Source organism: Virgibacillus doumboii (assembly GCF_902806455.1).
GTDB lineage: Bacteria > Bacillota > Bacilli > Bacillales > Amphibacillaceae > Lentibacillus > Lentibacillus doumboii.
On the sequence record NZ_CADCWQ010000001.1, the window covers coordinates 1247289 to 1270183 of the forward strand.

Genomic DNA, 22895 nt, shown 5'->3' on the forward strand with positions numbered 1-22895 from the left:
CATAGTGTTAACCAATATTTTTTATTCTATGCTAGGAATTCAGAAAGTGAGGTTCTGTTAGTGCGTCAACGTAATAAACCATGGGCAGACGATTTTCTTAATGAAAATAAGCATTTTATTATACCAGATCCCAGTGAAAAGAAGAATAAATGGCAGGAAATGTTTGGCAACTCCAATCCTGTTCATGTGGAAATAGGTACTGGTAAAGGACAGTTTCTAGCAGGAATGGCAGAACAATATCCGGATATTAATTTCATTGGGATAGAAATAGCTAAAAGTATAATCGTTACTGCTGCCCAAAAAATTATGAACGGAAAGCATGATAATGTTTTACTGATAAATGAAAATGCGGAAAATTTAAATGAAATCTTTGCGGAAAATGAAATTTCTGCAATTTATTTGAATTTTTCTGATCCATGGCCAAAAAATCGTCATGAAAAAAGACGTTTAACCTTTCATACATTTTTGAAACAGTATCAGGAAGTAATGGATCCGGAGGGTGAAATTGTACTGAAGACAGATAACCGGGGATTATTTGAATACTCGCTTGTCAGCTTTTCTGAATATGGTATGAAATTAAAAGAAGTTAATTTGAATCTTCATAAAGATGAGGATCCCACAAACGTCATGACAGAATATGAAGAGAAATTTTCAGCCAAAGGACAAGTGATCTACCGCTGCCGGGCAAGATTTTCAAGAGGATTTGACATTAAGTAAATAAAATATGAAGAATGCACGAAATAAGCGAAATATTTATCCGGAGCGGTTATATGCATTATTTTCGCGATAGGAATCTTTGCCGGTTCCTCATTCCGTTATTTCATATAAAAACCTTGGTTGAAGGCTGGTTTCGGATCCTCATTCCGTTATTCGTCAAAATCAACCTCATATTCATTGATTTTGAGTCAATAACGGAACCAGAATCCGCTTTATCCCTTTTATAACAGCTTATCCAGACTTTAGCGGAATGAGAATCCGATTCCTTACCGATCCACAGCCTGTATTCAATCGATGCTAAAACTGTTACAAGTAGATGCGGCACCCTCGGATCTCCATCAAAAGTTTCGGATGTCACTTTCAGGAACCTCTGTGTCATCAAGCGTTACAGTTTCTACTTCGAGTTTAAAAAGCAACATTTTTCACAAAAGGTGCCTTAATTAAATGCTTTTGTCCCAACCTTATTATAACCGCAGTTGTTAGCGTTTGCAGGATATATTTTCTTTAGCTAAACTTATAGTATAGGCAAAAGGAGGATGAGGTAATGGAAACATTGCAAGTTGGACGGGCAAAACTGACGTGGCTGAACGGTGGAGTGAACTTCCTTGACGGGGGTGCCATGTTTGGGGTTGTTCCAAAGGCACTATGGAGCAAAAAATATCCACATAATGATAATAATCAGATTGAATTGCGGACGGATCCAATTCTGCTGCAGGTTGATGGCATGAATTTTTTAATTGACTCTGGAATGGGGAATGGAAAATTAACTGAAAAGCAATTACGTAATTTTGGTGTTCTGGAAGAGTCATCGATTGACAAGTCACTTGCTGAACTTGGACTTTCTGCAGATGATATTGATGCAATGTTGATGACCCATTTGCATTTTGACCATGCATGCGGTCTGACAGAAGTCGCAGAAGATGGTTATGCATCGAAGTTCAAAAACGCGGCAATCTATGTTTCCCAGGTGGAATGGGATGAAATGCGGAATCCAAACATCCGCTCCAGGAATACATATTGGGAAATGAACTGGAAACCTGTTCAGGAACAAGTCCAGCCATTTGAAAAAGAGAAAGTTATAGTTGATGGTTTAAAGATGATCCACACAAGTGGACACAGTGACGGGCATTCCATTCTTGTCTTTGAAGATGGAGACGAAACATTTATTCACATGGCAGACATTATGCCGACCAATGCCCATCAAAATAAACTTTGGGCGCTGGCATATGATGATTATCCGGTAACGTCTGTCCATCAAAAGGAAAAGTGGATGGACTTCGGGTATAGGAAACAGGCATGGTATACGTTTTATCATGATGCATACTACCGGGCGATTAAATTTGATGAAACAGGAAAACCGATTGATGAAATGAAGCGGAAGCGGTATGAATATAAGTGAACATAATAAAGCCATCTGAATGTGCTCAGATGGCTTTATAAATTTTTATGCTGTTTGCACTGCCCCGATTACGGCACCGGTGTCCACGTCCACATAAAATTCATATTGTTTATTCTCCCCGTCAATGTTACGGGTTACTCCGCCACGATAGGCATTGTACAACAATCCGTTTTTCTCCACCTCTTCAGGTTTCATGTAAATCCAGGAGCCACTGATCGGTCCTTGTTTCTTAAATGATTCTTTTGCCTGTTTTAATGCTTTTTCCGGCGTTATTGTTTGTTTTTCATCAATTTGCTGCTTTACCAGATATCCAACTGCCACACCAACTCCTGTAGCAAGTACAGCTTTTTTAAGATTCATTGTATTATTCACCTCTGGAATTATTTATTGAATGTAACCGATTTATAAATTTAGTATAACTGAAAATAATTAAAATAGAAACTAATACACAAGTGGATGGGTGGAAAGGTATAGTCACTTTCCGTTATACTAGACATATTACATAGAATTTTCAGAGATGGAGGAATACAGATGAACCAGGAAACGCTTGATTTATTTAAAACATTGACTGAATTGCAAGGCGCACCAGGAAATGAGCATCCCGTTCGCAAATTTATGAAACAAGAGCTTGAAAAGTATTCTGATGAAATTGTCCAGGATAACCTTGGTGGGGTTTTTGGAGTCAAAAATGGTGACGGTCCACGTGTGATGGTAGCAGGTCACATGGATGAAGTAGGTTTTATGGTTACTCAAATCACAAAGAATGGTATGATCCGTTTTCAGACACTAGGCGGCTGGTGGAGTCAGGTGTTGTTGGCACAGCGCGTCCAGGTAATGACAGATAATGGCCCTGTAATCGGTGTTATTGGATCTATTCCACCGCACAATTTAACACCGGATCAGCGGAAGAAGCCGATGGAAGTTAAGAACATGCTGATAGATATCGGTGCTGATGATTGTGATGATGCGGAAAAAATAGGCATTAAACCAGGGCAGGCAATTGTGCCAATTTGCCCGTTTACACCGATGGCAAATGACAAAAAAATTCTAGCCAAGGCATGGGATAACCGCTACGGCTGTGGCCTTTCCGTGGAATTGCTGAAAGAATTAAAAGATGACAAACTGCCAAATCAGTTGTACTCAGGTGCAACGGTGCAGGAGGAAGTGGGACTGCGCGGAGCACAGGTTGCTTCTCATATGATTAAACCCGATATTTTCTACGCACTTGATGCTTCACCTGCCAATGACATGTCAGGAGATGATAAGGAGTTCGGCCAATTGGGTAAAGGTGCATTACTAAGAATCTTTGACCGGTCGATGATAACACATCGCGGCATGAAAGATTTTATTCTGGATACTGCTGAATCTAATAATATTCCATATCAGTACTTTATTTCACAGGGTGGAACAGATGCGGGCAGGGTTCATCTGTCAAACGATGGGGTACCATCTGCTGTAGTTGGTATTTGTTCCCGTTACATCCACACATCAGCTTCAATAATTCATGTGGATGACTACCAGGCAGCAAAAGAACTGATTGTAAAACTGGTTAAAACAACTGACAAGACTACAGTTGAAACAATTAAAAACAGCTAATAACTAACAATGATAAGCTGCTGTCGCCAGTCTGACAGCAGCTTAAATTTTGAAAGGAATGGCAGAAGGAAAATGAGAGTCATTATCGGATCAAAGAACCCAGCTAAGATTCAGGCAGTTCAGGACGTTTTTTCAAACGATGAAGTTTCAGGGATCGATGTACCATCAAACGTAAGTGCTCAACCATTCTCAGATTCGGAAACCAGAGAGGGAGCAATTAATCGTGCATTGCAATGTATTGAAAACGAATCATCTGATATTGGGATTGGACTCGAAGGTGGTGTCATGTACGTAGACAACCAGTTATTATTATGTAACTGGGGAGCACTTGTTACAAAAGATAAGAAGATTTTCACAGCCAGTGGAGCGCGAATTCCGTTGCCTGTCGAATTTGATAAAGACCTGCAGAATGGAACGGAACTGGGAGATATTATGGATGGTTATGCCAGGAAGAAAGATGTACGGAAAAACGAAGGCGCAATTGGAATATTTACAAATAATCATATATCCAGAAAAGAAATGTTCGTTCATGTCGCAAAACTGGTTTACGGCCAATGGGATTTCCAACAACAAAAATAAGCAGCGGGATTAGCCGCTGCTTTTATTATTCGTAAATATAGCTAAGTACTTCCAATGCTTGATCAATCGTCTCAACTGTAACATTGGCCTTATTGGACAGTTCCTTTAATGGATGAATTAATGATTCCGGACGAACGATAATAGTCGGCTTATTCATTGCAAGTGCGGCACTTGCATCCATTGCAGTATTCCACTGTTTATACTTTTCGCCGAATAACGCAATAACTGCATCCGACTTTTGTAACAGAACTTCTGTACGAAAATTATTGATGCTGGAAGCTGCATCATCTTTATAAAAATTGCCCGGCTGTTGGCCAAGAATATCTTCACCAACATTGTCAGAACGTTCATGATTTGTTTGCGGTCCGACAAATGATAGTGGCAGATTTTTCTCTTTTGCCTTAGCTTTCAGTTGTTCCCGCCAGTCATCGTGAATTTGCCCTGCTAAATAAACAGTGATATCCATGACAATCCCTCCAAATAATTATTCTATATATTCCATATTACTTGTCATACCAAATATTGCAAATAATTAAAACGCAAAAAAAAATACTTTCAAAAATCCGGAATTCATAGTATTATAGACAACGAGGTATAAAGTACTATCTCAGGGGGAAGGAAATTGAGAAACTCTATAATAATTGTAATTGTCTCATCCATATTGATTGCAGTACTTAGCTTGACTGGTGTGCAAACAGAGGAAGAGGCAGTTCAGGATGCGATAACAGCTGCTAAAAAGGTGTTCAATTCCAATGAAAAGATTGAAGTGAATCATTCGAAGGGTTCCTTTTCGATGTATTTACCGGATAGTCTTGAAGTAACTGAACACGATGCAAGTAATGTTATTTTGAAGAACGGCGATCAAACATACATTGTTTTTTATAATAGTTTAGAAGATCCGCTCAGTAAGCTGGGATATAAGTCGGTAGCATCCAAAAGTGAAAGTGCATTATTACTTGAAACCTATGAAGATGAAGATAAATTCGGTTATATTCGAATACTTGAAAATGATGAAGGGGAAAGCTATGAACTGCAAATAGGAGTAGGCGGAGTAAAAGTAACTACCTATACTTCGAAAGCGGCTCTGGAAAATGATTCAAAAAATCTTATGAAAATGGCGCGCTCTATTGCCCTTCAAAATAGTAATACTGTGCAAAAATAGATTTAATCTGGACTATGTAAGCCAGCCAAATGAATCCATTCATTGGCGGGCTTTTTCTTTTGGCATAATTTTGGCTCTTGTTATATAGACTGTTACTTTTAATTTAAACTGCGAAATACTTTGAAAAGAGTTGAGTGCTGCAACACCGCTGCGGAAAGCGAGTATATTCCAGCTGCGGGGCAAGAGAGTCTCACCAGATATTTAATCAGACTTAGTTCGCAGTCTACGGAAATTGTGCATTACCTACCCCAAACCTAAACCTGCAACCCACTGAATCCCCTCTTCTACTCCTATAATCGAAACAGAGCAGCAAAAGGTGGCAGCAATTTTTTTAAATAATATGCCACTTTTTCAGATTTTCATACGATTATATAAGTAGGAAGGTCACTATACAGCTTTAAAATCAATCGAAAAAACACCATTATTGAATCATAGCCTAAACAAAGATATGATAGTCATGGAGGATGATTAAAATGGAAACAATACAATCAGTTAATCAATTAAATAACCTGATAAATAACGAAAATGTCATTGTACTATTTTCAGCCGACTGGTGCCCGGATTGCAGGGTGATTGAACCGGTCCTTCCAGAAATTGAGGAAGCCTATCCTGACTATTCATTAGTTTTGGTGGACAGGGATGAGTTTATCGATCTTTGCCGGGAAAAAGATATATTTGGTATTCCAAGCTTTATTGCGTATAAAGATGGCAAAGAAGCTGGAAGGTTTGTCAGCAAGGATCGAAAAACAAAAGAGGAAATCATCGAATTTATTGAAGGATTAGACGGTTAAAAGGAAAGGATTTTCCAAATGAAAATGACTAGTATAAAAATGAAAAAGATACTGGAGGAACGACTTTCAAATCCCGATTTCAAAACTTCCTACAATCGGGATAAGGATACGTATCGCATTGAATGGAAAGATTCCGGACAAGGGATGACCATCACACTTCCGAACGTTGTGGCAAAGTATAACGAACGTGGTGATGCAGCTATTGATGATCTGGAGGAACATGTGAATGAAGCATTGCGGATCATGAATGAAAACCATAACCTGACAGGAATGGAAAAAAATATTTATCCGGTAATCCGTGCCACTTCATTTCCAACAGAGACCAAAGCCGGAACAAAGCTTGTCAGTAAAGAACATACCGCTGAAACGCGTGTTTTTTATGCATTGGATCTAGGTAAGTCTTATCGGTTAATTGATGAACCAATGCTTGAAAAAGAAGGTTGGACCTACGACAGAATTGATGAAATCGCAACATTTAATATTCGTTCACTTGCCAACGATTATAAGAAAGATACGGTTGCAGATAACGACTTTTATTTTGTTGCAAAACAGGATGGCTATGATGCGAGCAGAATTCTGAATGGTGCTTTCCTTGAAGAAATGCTTGCAAACAGTAAAGGTGAACTGGCTGTCGCTGTCCCACACCAGGATGTATTGATATTCGGCGACATACAAAATAAAGCAGGTTATGATATTTTGGCACAAATGACAATGAAATTCTTTGCGGAAGGTCGTATTCCAATTACTTCATTGCCATTCATATATGAAGATGGGAAGCTGGAACCAGTATTTATTCTTGCAAAAAACCGCCCGGAAAAGAACAGGAAGGAATGATTCACATGGACGTATTTTATAATCCAAACGGTATTGGCGATGTACTAATCGTTCCATTGGAAGATGGGGATCGTTATGAAATTACACACGAAACTATTGGAAATGTAACAAAAATCACTGATAAACAGGGAAGTGTCATTGGTTATAATATTTTCCAGGCATCAGATCACTTTGATTTGCAGGAAACAGGAAAAATAATAATGACAGAAGCGCTTCTGGATCAAATGAAGGATTTATTTCATAAAAATAAGATGGAGGATTCGCTCGATTTTGACTTGAGCCCTAAATTTGTTGTCGGGTTTGTTAAAGAAAAAGAACAACATGAGAATGCTGATAATTTAAGTGTTTGTAAAGTTGACGTTGGGGATGATATTTTGCAAATCGTTTGCGGGGCACCTAATGTCGATGCAGACCAGAAAGTAGTTGTTGCAAAAGTGGGGGCAACAATGCCGAGCGGGATGAAAATAAAACCGACAGAATTACGCGGCGTACCTTCGAATGGTATGATATGTTCACAGAAAGAATTAGGTTTGCCTAACGCCCCAAAAGAAAAGGGGATCTATGTTCTGGATGATACCTATACTGCAGGTGAAGCGTTTCATTTCTAAAACGGAGCAACCTATGTCAAAGGACTGGGGTTGCTTTTTTAGAAGGGAAGAAAATATAATAAGTTATAGATTATAATCTTAGTCTGTAAGTATTAGAGATTACTAATACAGAAATGAGTGAAATTTTATGTTGGATCGATGGAAAAAGAAATTAAACAACTTTTTCTTTACAGAAATAGATGAGAAGGATGATAAGCCAGCAAGAAAAATCGATCACAAAACACAGGATGTCAGGACGAAAATGATGTATCAATATCCTGACAATAAATCATTTCGATTTCCCGTAATTCCTGACCTGCCAAAAAAGCAAGATGATACATGGGAGGTTCCGGCTTTTGAACGTAAACGAAAAAGAAATGAATCTAACAGTAAACAGGTGGAAAAGTCACCCCATAATCACCTTCAAAATAGAAAAGTAACCAAGCCTGAATCAGGAAAACCGTTTGTCCCGACAGAGGTTCCATCGCCGATTTATGGATTTCAGCAACGAAAAAAGGAAAAAGAAGTGGAGAATATCCCTGCTTATAAACGGAAGGAAACGATTAGGTATGATGATTTTGTAAAAGAGGATGAACCGCTGCCTGAAGAAGCTACATATACTGATAAGAACGAACAAACAGATAACGAACCGCCAAAACCAGTCGAGCGTGATGTGAAAAAGTTAAACAGGGCTGAGTCCAGGTCAAACAAAAGAGTAAACCGAAAACGCTCCAATCATAAACAAAAACACCAGGATGGTCCAAAGCCGCCACCGTTCAATGTCATGATGTCGGCAAATGATAAGCGTAGACAAGCGATTAAACAAGGAAATTCCAGGAAACCTTTTCCTGAAAAAAAAGAAGTAAGCAATAAAACGATTCCGTATCATTTATTAAATGACCCTGTTCAAAAAAGTATACAGGACAAGCTCTGGATGAAAAACCAGAAGGAATTGCTGGAAAAAACGCTAAAACACTTTAACGTTAGTGCAACGGTGGTAAATACTGCGCAGGGACCAACTGTGACACGTTTCGAGGTTCAACCCGCCTTGGGTGTGAAGGTAAGTAAGGTTAAAAATCTTAGTGATGACTTGAAATTAAATATGGCAGCAAAGGATATTCGGATTGAAGCACCGATTCCAGGTAAAAATACAATTGGTATTGAAATCCCTAATCCGGAGGCACAAATGGTTGGTCTGCAGGAAATCTTTGAGACGAATGACTTCCAAAAAAGTGCATCCCCATTAACAATCGGATTGGGGTTAAACATTGAGGGGAGCCCAATGATTACCAACATTCAAAAAATGCCGCATGGACTGATTGCAGGTGCAACAGGATCCGGTAAGAGTGTATGTATCAATACGATTTTAATCAGTATGCTTTATAAAGCGAATCATGAAGATGTCAAATTTCTGCTGATTGACCCGAAAATGGTTGAACTTGCTCCATACAATGGCATTCCTCACCTCATTTCGCCGGTGATTACAGATGTTAAAGCTGCAACTATGGCGCTAAAATGGGCAGTGAACGAAATGGAGGAACGCTACGACAAATTTGTTCACGAAGGCGTCCGTGATATCGAACGCTATAATCAAAAAATGAGCAAACAAAATCGTCCCGATGACAAAATGCCGTTTATTATTATCGTTATTGATGAATTGGCTGACTTAATGATGGTTTCACCGCAGGACGTTGAGGATGCTATCAGTCGTATAGCTCAAAAAGCAAGAGCGTGCGGGATTCATTTACTGCTTGCAACTCAAAGACCATCAGTTGATGTCATAACAGGGTTAATTAAAGCAAATATCCCGACAAGAATAGCGTTTAGTGTTTCTTCTCAAGTGGATTCCAGAACAATCATGGATACAAGCGGAGCGGAGAAACTATTGGGTAAAGGTGATATGCTGTTTATCGGAAACGGATCGGGTAAAAGTGTTCGCCTGCAGGGTGCTTTTGTCTCAGATGAAGAAATTGAACGTGTAACTGATTATGCCCGCCAGATAGCACAACCAAATTACGCGTTTGAGCAGGAACATTTATTGGAACAGATTGAAACGGATGAACAGGAAGATGACCTGTTGAAGGAGGCAATTGAATTTGTTGTTAACCAAAACAGTGCCAGTACATCACTTTTGCAGCGTCATTTTAAAATTGGCTACAACCGGGCAGCGCGATTGATGGATGCCATGGAAAATAAAGGAATAATCAGTGGACAGAATGGCAGCAAACCAAGAGACATATTGGCAAGCCGTTCACAGTTGGAAGTTTAATATTTTTTAATATTATTTCTTGATATATTATGATTAAGTATAAACAATCAATAAAATTATATTATATATACAAGGAGAAACTGTTATGAAGGAAATTGGACTGAAGCTAAACGGTGAGATTAAACGATTAACAAATAAGACGTTTAAATTTGATGAACGAATTAAAGAGGGATGGTTTTCAGCGGTTTATTTCCTGAAGACAAAGGAAATGGCTGAAAAGAAACTTCCTCATAATAATGTTACCATGCAATTTTTTCAAAAAGGTAGTAATGCAGTTTTGTGTGGAACGGATGAGGCCATCGCCTTAGTCCATACATTTGCGGATGAACCGGAAAAACTGGAAATCCATTCGTTAAAGGACGGAGACAAAATAAGTCCATACGAAACGGTTCTTACCATAACGGGTAAATATCAGCAATTTGGCTTTCTGGAAGGGATTATCGATGGTATTCTGGCAAGAAGAACATCAGTAGCCACAAATGTATATAATGTCGTAAAAGCAGGCCGGACCTCCGGAAAACAAAAGCCGATTATTTTTATGGGCGATCGCGATGACCACTTTACCCAGCAAGCCGGCGATGGTTACGCAGCATTTATTGGCGGTTCTACGGCACAAGCAACACATGCGATGAATGAATGGTGGGGTAGAGAAGGTATGGGTACGATGCCGCATGCTATGATTCAGATGTTTCGTGGTGATGTTGTTGCAGCATCTCGTGCATACATTGAGATGTTTCCGGAAGACGACCTTGTAGCACTGGTGGATTATAACAATGATGTCATAACTGATTCGCTGAAAGTTGCAAAGGAATTTGGAGAAGATCTGAAAGCAGTTCGCCTCGATACATCAAGAACATTGGTGGATAAATACTTTTTGCGGAACCATCATTTAATGGGCACATTTGACCCGAGAGGCGTAAATCCCGAGTTACTTTTTGCTCTTCGTAAAGCGCTTGATGAACAGGGATTTTCACATGTGCAAATCATGGCAAGTGGTGGTTTTACCGAGAAAAGGATAACACATTTTGAAAGCCTTGGTGTGCCGGTGGATATGTATGGTGTTGGTGGAAGTTTATTAAAAATTAACATCGGCTTTACTGGTGATAATGTATTATTAAACGGCACCAGGGAGGCGAAGGAGGGGCGACGTTATCACCCGAATCCTCGCCTTGAGAAAGTAGAATATCTGGCGCAGGATTGATGTAACAAAAAATAAGTTATTTCACTCCTGGTTAACATTTGCTATAATAGTTAAATAGTTGTTAAAATCTTAGCGGATAATTAACATTAACTGTTTTCAGACATAAATTTGGAGGTTCTTTTTTATGACAACTTACCATTTTATTGGTATAAAGGGGACCGGGATGAGCGCACTTGCACAAATTCTTCATGATTCCGGGGAAAAAGTGCAAGGGTCTGATGTTGAAAAGCGCTTTTTCACACAAGAAGCATTAGAAGAGAAAAACATTCCAATATTCCCTTTTTCAGAAAGTAACATCAAAGACGATTACATCATAATTGCGGGTAATGCTTTTTCGGATGACCATACAGAAATTAAAGAAGCTAAAAAGCAAGGACTGACTTTTTACAGATATCATGAATTTTTAGGTGAATGGCTAAAGCAATATACAAGTATCGCTGTAACTGGTGCGCACGGTAAAACGTCCACTACCGGACTGCTTGCGCATGTATTGAATGAGTCTTATCCCATTTCGTATCTGATCGGTGACGGTACCGGAAAAGGTCATGTGGACAGTAAGTATTTTGTCTTTGAAGCATGTGAATATCGCCGTCATTTCTTAAGGTATGAACCAGATTATGCAATCATGACCAATATAGACTTTGATCACCCGGATTATTTTACAAGTATTGATGATGTATTTGATGCATTTCAATCAATGGCCGATCAGGTAAAAAAAGGAATAATTGCCTGTGGTGATGATGAGCAGCTGCAGCAAATACAGGCGAAGGTACCTGTTGTATATTATGGATTTGCAGATACAAATGACTTTCAGGCACAAAATGTAAAAGAAACAGCAAACGCTACTGTATTTGATGTTTTTGTACGTAATACGTTTTATGATACGTTTGAAATACCAATGTATGGTGACCATAACATTTTAAATGCTCTATCCGTTATTGCTATTTGTCACTATGAGGGTTTAAAAGTTGAAGAGATTAAAACCCTATGCTCTTTTCAGGGTGTTAAGCGCAGATTCACTGAGAAAAAAATCGGTGACCAAATTCTGATTGATGATTATGCACACCATCCTAAAGAGATCACAGCAACGATTGATTCGGCACGAAAAAAATATCCGGATAAATCGGTTGTGGCCATTTTTCAGCCACACACATTTACAAGAACTAAAGCATTCTTACAGGAATTTGCTGATAGTCTAAATCTGGCTGACAACGTTTATTTATGTGATATCTTCGGTTCAGCCAGGGAAGACAGTGGCAATCTGACAATACACGATTTACAGAAGCTTGTTGACAGCAGTTCCATTTTAGAGCTATCGGAAACTGAGGTGCTGCTCGAAGATTCGGATAGTGTGCTCATTTTCATGGGAGCGGGAGATATCCAAAAGTTTCAGGAAGCTTATGAGGAACATATAGCCAGCATCAGAAATAAGAAATTGAAAAATGCTTAATTGATAAAGGGGCCAGGAACTTTCCGGCTCTTTTCTTATAAGCAGGATTTTGAAACGTTTTTGTCGAAATTATTAGGAGAAACCGTTATAGTTAATAATAAGGGTGATATCATAAGGCGTGGTACATACTATGTTTAGATGGAATGAATCAGGGTATTATTTTTAGAATACACTTCTTTTGCCGGACATGCCTTTTGACTAATATATTCCTTTCCGAATCATTGCAATTACCCGTTATTCAAACGAAGGAGCTGACCAAACAATGGAGAATTTATTGTACATTGCTGCTATTATCGCCGCAGTTGCTTTTGCAGTACTTGTAATTTATCTGGTTATGACCTTAAAAGCTTCACGTCGCACATTAAATAATGTGTCAGGCACAATTGAGAATCTTGAAAAACAAATGCAGGGCATAACCTCGGAGACAACTGATCTGCTCAACAAAACGAACAAACTTGCTGATGACGTTAACCAGAAATCGGATAAACTGAATGGTTTATTTGAAGGGGTTAAAGGTGTTGGGGAAACTGTTAATGATTTTAACAGTTCACTACGGAAATTATCCAACAGTATTTCGAATGCTGCCTCACAAAACCAGGAAAAGGTATCTGAAGTACTAAATTGGGGAAACAAAATAGTAGAATTTGTAAAGAATAAAAAAAATAAATAGTTAAATTTAAAGAGGAGGAATTAAAATGTCAGATAACAACAATAACAACATTAACACAAAGGATTTTATGATCGGAACATTAATTGGCGCAATGGTTGGTGCCGCGTCTGCTTTATTACTCGCACCCAGATCAGGGAAGGAACTGAGGGGTAATCTTAATGATGGCGCATCTCAACTGAAATACCGTGCCAGTGACTGGAAAGACGTCGCATATGAAAAAGGATCAGAATGGAAGGGTAAAGCTTATGATAAAGGTTCTGAGCTGAAAACGAAAGCTGCTGATTCCACATCAAAACTGTCACAAAAGACACAGGAATTTACGAAAAATGTACAAGACAAATGGAATGGCCGAAAAAATAAAGAACAAGAAGCGGAAGAGGCAGCAGAGGAAGTTGCAGAAGCTGTTGAAGAAGCAGCGGTAGAAGTTGAAAGTAAATAAGTAATCTAAAAAGTGGCTGGAACACAACAAAAAAGTGTTACCAAAAGACGAACAACACATGGAAGCAGCGGAGGGAATATACGTAGACTCCTGGGGGAGGAAAGGCATCGGTGAGTCTCTGAAGTGCGCTAGCACAAGGAGGCTCACCAGCCGCCCCCGGAAAGCGAAGTATATTCCCGGAGCGGTTTTGTGCATTATTTCCAATATGTTCGGGTTTTGTTATTGATAAAACACTTTTGTCCCAGCCTCTTTTACATTTGCTTTTCACCCCACTCCAACCGCAATTTGTCACCATGTTCAATAGTTTCATAGAAAGTTGTTTTTTGATTATTTTTATATAGCTGAAAATCGCCGGTAGCATATGTCATATCAACATCAACATACCTGAAAATATCCTGAAAAATAAAAGGCTCCACTTTCTTATCGCGTATTTCCAGATAATCATTGAACTGTAATGGAGTATCTTCAGTTAACTCTGCCTGATTACGTGTGACAGTTAACAGTTGTTGCTTTAATAGCACAGGTTTTTCATTATACGTAACGCGAATCGCATTCCAGTATTGTTTGTCCAATTGTTCCAATACATCGTGCACAGTAGGATTCTGCGCAGCTGTAATGGTTAAACGGTCATTTTGTTTTAAATGGTGTTCAGGATGGGCTTTGTGGCCGTTTAAATAGATATATGCTTCTCCTTTGTTAATGGGGACTTCATGATTGTTGACGTATATAATAAATGGTTTAGTGGATTTCATTCTTTCCGTGCTTTCGGACGCTAAAAAATCCTCTATCGTATTTACCTGTTTCATGACAATATCATCATTATCCTGGATAAGATAAGTTTTTGGTTTTATATGACCATTCACATAAAATACAGTGCTGAGTTCAGTAATTTTGTCATTAAAATAAATAGAGGTTGATGCCCCTTCACCGAACAGCTCTTCAACCGTTACACGAGGCTCTTTTCCATTATTACCTTTTTCAATTGTAATTTCATCACCATCATGAATGAGCGTATCAACGGTTGTATCTTCATTGTTCAGACGTATACCTGGAGGGTGTCCATATTCCCCGGGCAAGGTTATTTCATTTCCATTTACAGTAACAATTGAAGCTGCTCCAGGCTTTCCATAAAGTTTTTTCAAATCAATTCCTGCTTGAACAAGACAGTCCCCAATTGTTAATACTTTCATTTCAAACATTCGAACCATTCTGTCGTTTACCTTTACACTAACATAGTGAACCGGATTTTGCTTTGATGCGATGGCAATACCGATAGGGGTTACAAAGTCAGGACCCGCAGGCAGTTGTTCTGTTTTTGTAAGGTTCTGTATTGCATCAATTCCTCGTAAGGCAACACGATTCTCCGGAAGCTGCAATTTGGCTGCCAGTGCACGGCTGATTTCAGGTGTCAGGCTTCCGCCGCCAATTAGCATTACTGCCTTTGGCGGCCTGGAATTCAATTCAAGAATCTCTGCAGCTATCGAACCAGCCAGTTTATCAATGTTTTCTTTTATATCCTCTACCAATGTTTCATAGTGAATAGTTGATTCAAATCCTAAAATATCCTTAAAAACATCACTGCCATTAGTGACAATATTTCTTTTTGTTTGTTCAGCAATAGGAAAATCCAGCAGATATTGGTCACTGATTGCTTCTGTAATTTCGTCTCCGGCTGCAGGTACCATCCCATAAGCAACAACTGTGCCTTTATCGGTAATGGCGATATCACTTGTACCAGCACCAATATCAACTAAAGCAACATTTAAACGCCGCATTGACTCGGGAATCAATACATCAATAGCTGCAATTGGTTCCAGTGTCAGAGCTTCCATTTCCAGGTTCGTATGTCCTAACGCGGCCAATAAAGACTCCACGACCACTTTCGGTAAAAAGGTTGCAATAATTTCAACGGCAGTTTCATTACCACTCTGTTCAATTAATGAACCGATCTGTTCGCCATCAAGTGTATATTGCAGTACAGAATAGCCAACACAATAATAATTGGCATATGTGTTATCACTTTCCATTGATGCCAGTTTTGCCTGAGCAGCCTGAACCGCACTTAGTTCCAAATGTTTAATCGTTTCGTTGTCGGTAATAGGATGCTGACCAAGCTGGATTATTGCTTCAGCCTGTACTGTCTTAAGGGCACGGCCTGCAGCGGCAACAGAAACTTTATCCAACTTCCCGTGCCGTTTTTCCAATTCTTCCTTAACATCCTTAATGACCTCAGCTACGGCTATAACATTATGTATTTGGCCATCACGCATGGACCTTTCCTTATGTTCTTTTAAATAGTAATCTATGACGGTAAAATTATTATTCTCTTTTTCCAATAGAATACCGGTTACCGATCGCGTACCGATATCAAGCGCAAAAATACGTTCATCCATACTGCATTATTCCTTTCCTGGTAATATGCTGAAGAAAAATATTAATAAAATAGTAACTAGGTAATGACAAAAGTAGGACTTTTCGATATAATTAGTCCTAATTATTAAAATGTACCATATTTTCAAAAGAGAATAAACTGTGTTCAGGAGGGGTATACAAATGAGTCAAAATGAATTGGAAATACTACGCCAACAATTAGATGAAGTAAATATGGATATGCTGGAATTAATCAGTAAACGTGGTGAAATTGCTCAGCAGATTGGTAAAGTCAAAAACAAACAGAGCATCAAGCGTTTTGATCCGGTTCGTGAGCGGAAAATGCTTGATGAACTAACAGCGAAAAATGATGGACCATTTGAAAATTCCACGATTGAACACATTTTTAAGGAAATTTTTAAAGCTGCATTGGAATTACAGGTGGATGATCATCGAAAAGCATTACTTGTTTCCCGGAAAAAGAAACCTGAAGATACCGTTATCGATATTAAAGGGGAAAAAATCGGTGATGGAAATACGCAATTTGTAATGGGACCATGTTCAGTCGAGAGCTATGATCAAGTTGCCCAGGTAGCAAAGGCGGTTAAAAGTAAGGGGATCAAGCTGTTACGTGGAGGCGCGTTTAAACCTAGAACCTCACCATATGATTTTCAGGGGCTTGGTTTGGAAGGACTGGAAATTTTGAAGCGGGTTGCGGATGAGTATGATCTGGCAGTTGTCAGTGAAATCGTAAATCCGGCACACGTTGAAAAAGCCGTTGATTATGTTGATGTTATTCAGATTGGTGCCCGTAACATGCAAAACTTTGAATTATTGAAAGCAGCAGGTGAAGTTGATAAACCGGTTCTATTGAAACGCGGGCTGTCAGCAACCATTTCTGAGTTTATTAATGCAGCAGAATATATTATTTCAAGAGGCAATGGTAATATTATCCTGTGTGAACGTGGTATCAGGACCTACGAAAAAGCAACCAGAAATACGCTGGATATATCAGCAGTACCAATTTTAAAACAGGAAACGCATTTACCTGTAATGGTCGATGTAACACACTCAACAGGTCGACGTGATTTATTACTGCCAGCAGCCAAAGCAGGGTTGGCAATCGGTGCTGATGGAATCATGGCAGAAGTTCATCCGGATCCGGCAGTAGCATTGTCAGATGCGGCTCAGCAGATGGATCTGCCAATGTTTGATACGTTCATGAATGAACTTGAAGCATTTTCAAACCGTAAATAGTTTCTTAAGGCTGGTCACATGCTGATCAGCCTTTTGTGTATTCTAAAGCTTTCTTTTGTAATTTTTTTCATGGTAGAGTATTATATATGCAAAAGCAAACGTATTGGAACAAAACTAGGAGGTAGAAAAAGCATGAATGTAACAATATATGATGTTGCACGCGAAGCAAATGTGTCCATGGCAACAGTTTCACGTGTTGTTAATGGAAATCCGAATGTAAAACCGGTTACTCGTAAAAAAGTATTGAATACGATTGAACAATTAGGTTATCGTCCAAATGCGGTTGCACGTGGGCTGGCAAGCAAAAAAACAACAACGGTAGGTGCAATCATTCCTGATATCTCCAGTATCTTTTTTGCTGAGCTTGCGAGAGGTATCGAGGATATTGCCACGATGTACAAGTACAATATTATCCTGAGCAACTCTGATCAAAATAAGGACAAGGAACTTCAACTGATTAATACGATGCTGGAAAAACAAGTGGATGGTATTCTGTTTATGGGTGGAAATGTTTCTGATGAGCACGTGGATCAATTCAAAAGTTCGTCGATCCCCGTTGTATTAGCCGCAACATATGACGAAACAAATACAATCCCATCGGTAAATATTGATTATGAAGAAGCAGCATTTGAAGCAACATCATTCCTGCTTGAAAAAGGAAACGAGAATATAGCATTTATTTCAGGACAGGATGATACACTGATTAATCAGCAGAAATACAATGGCTATTTACGTGCACTCAATGGAAAGTCAGTGAATATCAATGATGAATATATTTTAAAAGGTGATTATTCCTATGATTCCGGACACGAAGCTGTTGAACAGTTGTTAGCGTTAAATAACCGGCCCACAGCAGTATTTGTAGCTTCCGACGAGATGGCATTAGGTGTGATCCATGGTGCACAGGATAAAGGATATCAGGTTCCAGGTGACCTTGAAGTATTTGGTTTTGATAACACAAGACTTGCCACAATGGTACGACCTACGCTATCGACAATCGTTCAGCCGATGTATGATATCGGAGCCGTTGCTATGCGTCTGTTGACAAAATATATGAATAAAGAAGAAGTCGATGAGAAAAAAGTCGTCTTGCCACATCGAATTGTTGAAAGAAGCTCAACAAAATAAAAATTTTGCCGATATAAGTAATAAGCCAAAACGGTTTATTCAACATGCTTTTAGGGAGCGAGATTATGAGAAAAAGAGATATTTTAACTCCAATCGGCATTACATTGGGATTTATTATGATAATGATGGCCATTCTTTCCAAGGGAGGCACAGAAGGAGTAACTTCTTTTCTTGATATCGCCTCGATATTTATCGTAATTGGAGGTTTGTTTGCCTCATTATTCATTAACTTTAAAATGGCACAGATTAAGCTCACCAGTAAAGTAATGAAAGAGGCTTTTCACCAAAATGATCAGCGGCTTCCTGAGCTAATTGAATTATTCATTCGTTTGTCTGAACGGGCGAGAAGAGAAGGTCTTTTAGCGCTGGAGAATGAGCTTGATGAAGTTGATGATGTATTTATAAAAAAGGGCGTCATGCTGGCGGTCGATGGTATTGAACCGGAAGTCATCAATGATATTATGAATGCAGAAATTACTGCTATGGAAGAGCGTCACTATAAAGGCCGTGCAATCATTGAAAAAGCCGGTGAATACGCACCAGCCTGGGGAATGATAGGTACACTTGTTGGACTTGTTCTAATGCTTAATAGTTTAACAGACCCTTCAACATTAGGCCCAAATATGGCTGTTGCACTTTTAACAACCCTTTATGGTACGGTTCTTGCTAATCTGGTATTTATCCCTATGGCCAACAAACTGGAATCGAAAACGGAAGAGGAAATGTTTATTAAGCAGATTATTATCGAAGGTGTCATCGGGGTTCAGTCAGGACAAAACCCACGGATTCTTGAAGAAAAACTAAGCGCATTTCTTTCCAACGAAACGAAAAGTAAAGAAGATGAAGAAGAATCTGCTTTCGCGGGAGAGAGCGTAAATGAAGCGTAGAAATGCGAGAAAAAACAGCAAGTCAGGTGCACCAAAGTGGATGGTTACATATTCGGACATGGTAACACTGATTCTGGTATTTTTTATTCTTTTATTTTCCATGTCGCAAATTGATTTGGTGAAATTCGAGGCTATTTCTGAGTCGTTCAGAAACAGGATGATATTTGACTTTTATCCATCACCTGTACCTATGGATAATCCAACAGAAAATACGAGTGATCAGGAAAGCGGTAAAAACTCAAATGAATTTGAAAATCCGACACAACTGGAAAATATAAATGACCGTGATGACAAAACTGCTGAGGAAAAAGAAGATTCCCTGAATAAATTGATGAACGATGTAAATCAATATTTAAACAGCAATAATTTAAATAATGTGGTATCAGCAAGCAGAACGGAACGGGGAGTCGTACTTGTTTTGCAGGAGAGTATTTTATTTGATACCGGTGAAGCAGAAATCCTTGATTCCGGAAAACCATTTCTGGATAAAATCGGAAAGCTGCTCACAAAAATTCCCAATCCGGTAAAAGTTGAAGGTCACACGGATAATCGGCCTATTTCAAGTTTTCGTTATCCCTCAAACTGGGAACTTTCAGGAGCTCGCGCAAGCAGTGTTATCAGGTACTTAATCGCTGAAAACGATTTTGACGAAACACGATTTACTTCGGTTGGATATGGAGATACAAGGCCAATAGTACCCAACACTTCTGAGGCCAATTGGCGCAAAAATAGACGTGTCGAAATGGTAATTCTTGAAAGGCCTGAAACAAACAATAATAATGAATAAAAGTAAAAGTTGGGACAAAAGTGTTTTATCAATAACAAAATCCGAACATATTGGAAATGGTGCATAAAACCGCTCCGGGAATATACTTCGCTTTCACACCTCCGGGTACCAAGGCGACATCTGCTCAAAAAGTACGTTTTCGCAGTGTCTTCTTAGCCGGGGCGGCTGGTGAGCCTTTCCTCCCCCAGGAGTCTACGTATATTCCCTCCGCTATTTCCATGCATTGTTCGTCTTTTGGCAACACTTTTTTGTTTTGTCCCAGCCTCTTTTAACTGTTATTTTGTTTGTTTTTTTGCATACTTTAGCGCGTTCAGCAAAATGTTAGTGTTCTTTTCATTTATTTCGGCTTTTCTTGGTATGGTCGGAACAATATCTTTCTCATCATGCCATTTGGCAGGTAAGGTAACCGGTGATTCACCCTGCCATTTTGATTGCCAGGATAACGGCAGATTTCCTTTCTGAGTGTCTCCGGTTTTCATGACACTCCAAATTTGTGACCATGCACGCGGTACCACTCTCCACATATCATATCCACCACCGCCAAGTGCAATCCAGCGTCCATTACAATATTTATGGGCCATTTCATGTGCCAACAATGGAATTTTTTCGTAAATGTCCATCGTTGCACATAGATGTGTCAGTGGGTCATAAGCATGTGCATCCGTACCATTTTGCGTCACAATTACGTCAGGTTTAAAGTAATCAGCAATCTCTCTGAAAGCAGATTCATAGAGATTGATGAACGACTCATCTTCAGTAAATGCGTCGATAGGGAGGTTAAAGGAGTATCCATGGCCTTCCTTAATTCCACGTTCATTAACATTTCCGGTGCCTGGAAATAAGTATCTCCCGGTTTCGTGGATGGAAAGGGTGCATACATTAGGGTCATCGTAAAATGCCCATTGAACCCCATCTCCATGATGTGCATCCGTGTCCACGTACATTACTCTTAGATCATATTTTTCCCTGATATACTTGATAGCAACCGCACCATCATTATAAATGCAAAAACCGCTTGCTTTCCGTTTGAACCCATGGTGGAGTCCGCCACCAAGATTCAGTGCATGATCTGAATGGCCTTGCAGTACTGTGTCGACTGAAGTCAGGGTACCGCCAACAAGGTTGCTTGCTGCTTCATGCATTCCATCAAAAACCGGTGTATCCTCTGTTCCCAGTCCGTATTCCATACTTTCCTCAGAATGTAAGTGGCCATTACCGGCTTTCTTAACAGCCTGTATATATGCCAAATCATGAAAAAGCGCAAGTTCTTCAATTGTCGCGGTGCGGGGCTCCACAATATTATCTTTGGTAAGTATGTTTGATTTCTCCAGCAAATCTTTCGCTAATAATACTCTTTTTTGATTAAATGGATGATCCGAATGAAAGTGATAGTCTAAAAATGCATTGGAAAAAATAAACGACGCGTTACATGTCATAGTTTTGGCTCCGCAATGTTATTAGGCCACATTAACTCATAGCCTGCATTACGCAAATCCTGAATGACAGGCATTGGATTCATGGTCTGTATCCGGAAAACGAGTATTTTAAAATTCGGATCATCATTGTATGGATATACCAATACGGAGGTAATATTTGTTTTACGTTCCCCGAAAATAGAAGCTACTTCTGGCAAGATCCCCGGCTTGTGCGGCACTTTTATTTCTATTTGCGAACTTTGGACATTAGTTCCGGTTAGTTGTATGAATGTATGCAGCATATCTTTCTCGGTAATGATACCAACTATTTTGTTATCGCTTACAACTGGAAGACATGCAAATTCTTCCTCATAAAAAACCCGGGCAACCTCCTCTACAAAGTCAAGAGGGTGAACTGTTAAGACGGGGTGGCTCATAATTGATTGTATTTCATTTTTTAACTCATTTTGATCTCGATTTTTATCAAAAACAGATGGTGATGCATCACTGACATCCCGATCAGAGACAATTCCGATTACTTGTTTCTCCTGATCTGTGATAGGAATATGTCTAATGTGATGTTCCTGCAGCAGTTGCAATGCTTCAGCAATCGTTGCTGTTGGTGGAAGTGTAACAATATTAGATTTCATGATTTCTTCGACAAGCAATTATATTCCCTCCCTCATATTCCGATAATTGTGGCGCTGTAAAAATCGCAGTTTATCAAATTGTTTTATTGATTCTTCAGGTACGTTTTCCCCTATTCTAACCATAAGACAGTTAGCGGGATGAGATATAATTTCCGGGTCGTCGGTAGGAGCAGGCAGAAGGCCACCAGAAGCCATCATTTTCTCCATTACTTTCCGGTAATTCCATACACTTAATCTCGTTCCATCCAAATCCCAGTGCCAATAATATTCGGTGGAGATTACAATGTAGTTTTCCATAAAGTCATCCATCATGGATAATTCCAGTAATCCGGATGCAATTTTTGCACCTCGATACTTTGGGATAATTTCAATAGCTCCCAATTCGATCAGGTCTTCCATATTAAATTTGGACCACCGTTCAAGCGGGTCCGGGTGTAAATACGTTACATACCCGATGATTGTATCGTCTGTCCTGGCAATAATAAGCCTTCCTTCCGGGAAGTCCGCTATACTCAATACAGCTTCAAACTGTTTTTGTGCAGGACGAAATGCTGTTAACTGTTCATGGAAATGATATTTTTTTAATTCTGTGGATGAAAGTGGTCCCTCGATGATGATTGAACCATTTGGAGTTTCGCGTGTCATCGAATGATACGTTTTAACATGATCCATTATTTCACCGCCTTGTTGAGGAAATGATTCTTATA

The 22895-nt window shown here is 39.3% G+C and carries 23 protein-coding genes; 17 read left to right on the forward strand and 6 right to left on the reverse strand.

All coding sequences use genetic code 11. The features are described 5' to 3' along the window. Nucleotides 1-60 precede the first annotated feature (60 nt). Nucleotides 61-717 (forward strand): tRNA (guanosine(46)-N7)-methyltransferase TrmB, encoded by a 657-nt coding sequence (trmB, locus tag G6R02_RS05960; protein ID WP_164668321.1) that lies wholly within the window; start codon nt 61-63, stop codon nt 715-717. 544 nt (nt 718-1261) lie between these two features. Further along, on the forward strand, nt 1262-2116 hold the full coding sequence (locus G6R02_RS05965; protein WP_164668322.1) for a YtnP family quorum-quenching lactonase: 855 nt from the start codon (nt 1262-1264) through the stop codon (nt 2114-2116). A gap of 45 nt (nt 2117-2161) precedes the next feature. Here the strand turns inward: G6R02_RS05965 and G6R02_RS05970 are convergent, their stop codons facing one another. Beyond that, nucleotides 2162-2476 (reverse strand): PepSY domain-containing protein, encoded by a 315-nt coding sequence (locus tag G6R02_RS05970; protein ID WP_164668323.1) that lies wholly within the window; start codon nt 2474-2476, stop codon nt 2162-2164. 171 nt (nt 2477-2647) lie between these two features. Here G6R02_RS05970 and G6R02_RS05975 point away from each other — a divergent pair, with 171 nt between their 5' ends. Together G6R02_RS05975 and G6R02_RS05980 are read left to right on the forward strand one after the other, a co-directional pair. Beyond that, nucleotides 2648-3712, forward strand: a complete 1065-nt coding sequence (locus G6R02_RS05975) for a M42 family metallopeptidase (RefSeq protein WP_164668324.1) — start codon at nt 2648-2650, stop codon at nt 3710-3712. Between the two features lie 72 nt (nt 3713-3784). After that, the gene (locus G6R02_RS05980; RefSeq protein ID WP_164668325.1) at nt 3785-4291 is read left to right on the forward strand and encodes a DUF84 family protein; all 507 of its coding nucleotides are present in this window, start codon (nt 3785-3787) and stop codon (nt 4289-4291) included. 25 nt (nt 4292-4316) lie between these two features. Here G6R02_RS05980 and G6R02_RS05985 read toward each other — a convergent pair whose 3' ends face one another. Beyond that, nucleotides 4317-4757, reverse strand: coding sequence for a YtoQ family protein (locus G6R02_RS05985; RefSeq protein WP_164668326.1), 441 nt, complete (start codon nt 4755-4757; stop codon nt 4317-4319). Nucleotides 4758-4913: 156 nt separating this feature from the next. Here G6R02_RS05985 and G6R02_RS05990 point away from each other — a divergent pair, with 156 nt between their 5' ends. The 9 genes from G6R02_RS05990 (at nt 4914) to G6R02_RS06030 (ending at nt 13694) form a co-directional block, all read left to right on the forward strand. Beyond that, complete coding sequence (locus G6R02_RS05990) at nt 4914-5453, forward strand: hypothetical protein (RefSeq protein WP_164668327.1); 540 nt, start codon at nt 4914-4916, stop codon at nt 5451-5453. A gap of 473 nt (nt 5454-5926) precedes the next feature. Beyond that, nucleotides 5927-6244, forward strand: coding sequence for a thioredoxin family protein (locus tag G6R02_RS05995; RefSeq protein ID WP_164668328.1), 318 nt, complete (start codon nt 5927-5929; stop codon nt 6242-6244). 18 nt (nt 6245-6262) lie between these two features. Further along, nucleotides 6263-7078, forward strand: coding sequence for a DUF1444 domain-containing protein (locus G6R02_RS06000; RefSeq protein ID WP_164668329.1), 816 nt, complete (start codon nt 6263-6265; stop codon nt 7076-7078). Nucleotides 7079-7083: 5 nt separating this feature from the next. After that, nucleotides 7084-7686 carry a YtpR family tRNA-binding protein gene (ytpR, locus tag G6R02_RS06005; RefSeq protein WP_164668330.1) on the forward strand — a complete coding sequence of 201 codons (603 nt, stop codon included), beginning with the start codon at nt 7084-7086 and terminating at the stop codon, nt 7684-7686. A gap of 127 nt (nt 7687-7813) precedes the next feature. Beyond that, nucleotides 7814-9934 (forward strand): DNA translocase FtsK, encoded by a 2121-nt coding sequence (locus G6R02_RS06010; RefSeq protein ID WP_164668331.1) that lies wholly within the window; start codon nt 7814-7816, stop codon nt 9932-9934. An 85-nt stretch (nt 9935-10019) separates the two neighbouring features. After that, the gene (locus G6R02_RS06015; RefSeq protein WP_164668332.1) at nt 10020-11135 is read left to right on the forward strand and encodes a nicotinate phosphoribosyltransferase; all 1116 of its coding nucleotides are present in this window, start codon (nt 10020-10022) and stop codon (nt 11133-11135) included. A 124-nt stretch (nt 11136-11259) separates the two neighbouring features. Then, nucleotides 11260-12585: a UDP-N-acetylmuramate--L-alanine ligase gene (gene murC / locus G6R02_RS06020; protein ID WP_164668333.1), complete on the forward strand. Its 1326-nt coding sequence runs from the start codon at nt 11260-11262 to the stop codon at nt 12583-12585. A 262-nt stretch (nt 12586-12847) separates the two neighbouring features. Beyond that, nucleotides 12848-13255, forward strand: coding sequence for a DUF948 domain-containing protein (locus G6R02_RS06025; protein WP_164668334.1), 408 nt, complete (start codon nt 12848-12850; stop codon nt 13253-13255). A gap of 25 nt (nt 13256-13280) precedes the next feature. Further along, entirely contained in the window at nt 13281-13694 is a 414-nt protein-coding gene (locus G6R02_RS06030) for a YtxH domain-containing protein (protein WP_164668335.1), read from the forward strand. A gap of 251 nt (nt 13695-13945) precedes the next feature. On the opposite strand, the gene pilM is transcribed toward G6R02_RS06030, so the two are convergent. Beyond that, on the reverse strand, nt 13946-16087 hold the full coding sequence (pilM, locus tag G6R02_RS06035; protein WP_164668336.1) for a cell division protein FtsA: 2142 nt from the start codon (nt 16085-16087) through the stop codon (nt 13946-13948). 160 nt (nt 16088-16247) lie between these two features. Here pilM and G6R02_RS06040 point away from each other — a divergent pair, with 160 nt between their 5' ends. The 4 genes from G6R02_RS06040 to motS all read left to right on the forward strand — a co-directional run bounded on the left by G6R02_RS06040 (nt 16248) and on the right by motS (nt 20123). Further along, the gene (locus G6R02_RS06040) at nt 16248-17321 is read left to right on the forward strand and encodes a bifunctional 3-deoxy-7-phosphoheptulonate synthase/chorismate mutase (RefSeq protein ID WP_164668337.1); all 1074 of its coding nucleotides are present in this window, start codon (nt 16248-16250) and stop codon (nt 17319-17321) included. Nucleotides 17322-17453: 132 nt separating this feature from the next. Then, a complete protein-coding gene (gene ccpA / locus G6R02_RS06045; RefSeq protein ID WP_164668338.1) occupies nt 17454-18449 on the forward strand; it encodes a catabolite control protein A in 996 nt (331 codons plus the stop codon). Between the two features lie 65 nt (nt 18450-18514). Further along, nucleotides 18515-19336, forward strand: coding sequence for a flagellar motor protein MotP (gene motP / locus G6R02_RS06050; RefSeq protein WP_164668339.1), 822 nt, complete (start codon nt 18515-18517; stop codon nt 19334-19336). Continuing rightward, nucleotides 19326-20123 (forward strand): flagellar motor protein MotS, encoded by a 798-nt coding sequence (gene motS, locus G6R02_RS06055; protein ID WP_164668340.1) that lies wholly within the window; start codon nt 19326-19328, stop codon nt 20121-20123. The genes motP and motS overlap by 11 nt, the downstream gene beginning before the upstream one ends. A 275-nt stretch (nt 20124-20398) precedes the next feature. Here the strand turns inward: motS and G6R02_RS06060 are convergent, their stop codons facing one another. Genes G6R02_RS06060 through G6R02_RS06070 form a run of 3 tightly spaced genes read right to left on the reverse strand, consistent with a single transcriptional unit; the run spans nt 20399 to nt 22860 of the window. After that, entirely contained in the window at nt 20399-21559 is a 1161-nt protein-coding gene (locus tag G6R02_RS06060) for an acetoin utilization protein AcuC (protein ID WP_164668341.1), read from the reverse strand. Beyond that, nucleotides 21556-22206, reverse strand: coding sequence for an acetoin utilization AcuB family protein (locus G6R02_RS06065; RefSeq protein ID WP_164668342.1), 651 nt, complete (start codon nt 22204-22206; stop codon nt 21556-21558). Before G6R02_RS06065 ends, G6R02_RS06060 begins: the two co-directional genes overlap by 4 nt. Further along, the gene (locus G6R02_RS06070) at nt 22207-22860 is read right to left on the reverse strand and encodes a GNAT family N-acetyltransferase (protein ID WP_164668343.1); all 654 of its coding nucleotides are present in this window, start codon (nt 22858-22860) and stop codon (nt 22207-22209) included. Nucleotides 22861-22895 lie beyond the last annotated feature (35 nt).

Coding starts and splice junctions, on each gene's coding strand:
- G6R02_RS05965 (WP_164668322.1), top strand. CDS start 1,262: ATGGAAACATTGCAAGTTGGACGGGCAAAACTGACGTGGCTGAACGGT.
- G6R02_RS05970 (WP_164668323.1), bottom strand. CDS start 2,476: ATGAATCTTAAAAAAGCTGTACTTGCTACAGGAGTTGGTGTGGCAGTT.
- G6R02_RS05975 (WP_164668324.1), top strand. CDS start 2,648: ATGAACCAGGAAACGCTTGATTTATTTAAAACATTGACTGAATTGCAA.
- G6R02_RS05980 (WP_164668325.1), top strand. CDS start 3,785: ATGAGAGTCATTATCGGATCAAAGAACCCAGCTAAGATTCAGGCAGTT.
- G6R02_RS05985 (WP_164668326.1), bottom strand. CDS start 4,757: ATGGATATCACTGTTTATTTAGCAGGGCAAATTCACGATGACTGGCGG.
- G6R02_RS05995 (WP_164668328.1), top strand. CDS start 5,927: ATGGAAACAATACAATCAGTTAATCAATTAAATAACCTGATAAATAAC.
- G6R02_RS06000 (WP_164668329.1), top strand. CDS start 6,263: ATGAAAATGACTAGTATAAAAATGAAAAAGATACTGGAGGAACGACTT.
- ytpR (WP_164668330.1), top strand. CDS start 7,084: ATGGACGTATTTTATAATCCAAACGGTATTGGCGATGTACTAATCGTT.
- G6R02_RS06010 (WP_164668331.1), top strand. CDS start 7,814: ATGTTGGATCGATGGAAAAAGAAATTAAACAACTTTTTCTTTACAGAA.
- G6R02_RS06015 (WP_164668332.1), top strand. CDS start 10,020: ATGAAGGAAATTGGACTGAAGCTAAACGGTGAGATTAAACGATTAACA.
- murC (WP_164668333.1), top strand. CDS start 11,260: ATGACAACTTACCATTTTATTGGTATAAAGGGGACCGGGATGAGCGCA.
- G6R02_RS06025 (WP_164668334.1), top strand. CDS start 12,848: ATGGAGAATTTATTGTACATTGCTGCTATTATCGCCGCAGTTGCTTTT.
- G6R02_RS06030 (WP_164668335.1), top strand. CDS start 13,281: ATGTCAGATAACAACAATAACAACATTAACACAAAGGATTTTATGATC.
- pilM (WP_164668336.1), bottom strand. CDS start 16,087: ATGGATGAACGTATTTTTGCGCTTGATATCGGTACGCGATCGGTAACC.
- G6R02_RS06040 (WP_164668337.1), top strand. CDS start 16,248: ATGAGTCAAAATGAATTGGAAATACTACGCCAACAATTAGATGAAGTA.
- ccpA (WP_164668338.1), top strand. CDS start 17,454: ATGAATGTAACAATATATGATGTTGCACGCGAAGCAAATGTGTCCATG.
- motP (WP_164668339.1), top strand. CDS start 18,515: ATGAGAAAAAGAGATATTTTAACTCCAATCGGCATTACATTGGGATTT.
- motS (WP_164668340.1), top strand. CDS start 19,326: ATGAAGCGTAGAAATGCGAGAAAAAACAGCAAGTCAGGTGCACCAAAG.
- G6R02_RS06060 (WP_164668341.1), bottom strand. CDS start 21,559: ATGACATGTAACGCGTCGTTTATTTTTTCCAATGCATTTTTAGACTAT.
- G6R02_RS06070 (WP_164668343.1), bottom strand. CDS start 22,860: ATGGATCATGTTAAAACGTATCATTCGATGACACGCGAAACTCCAAAT.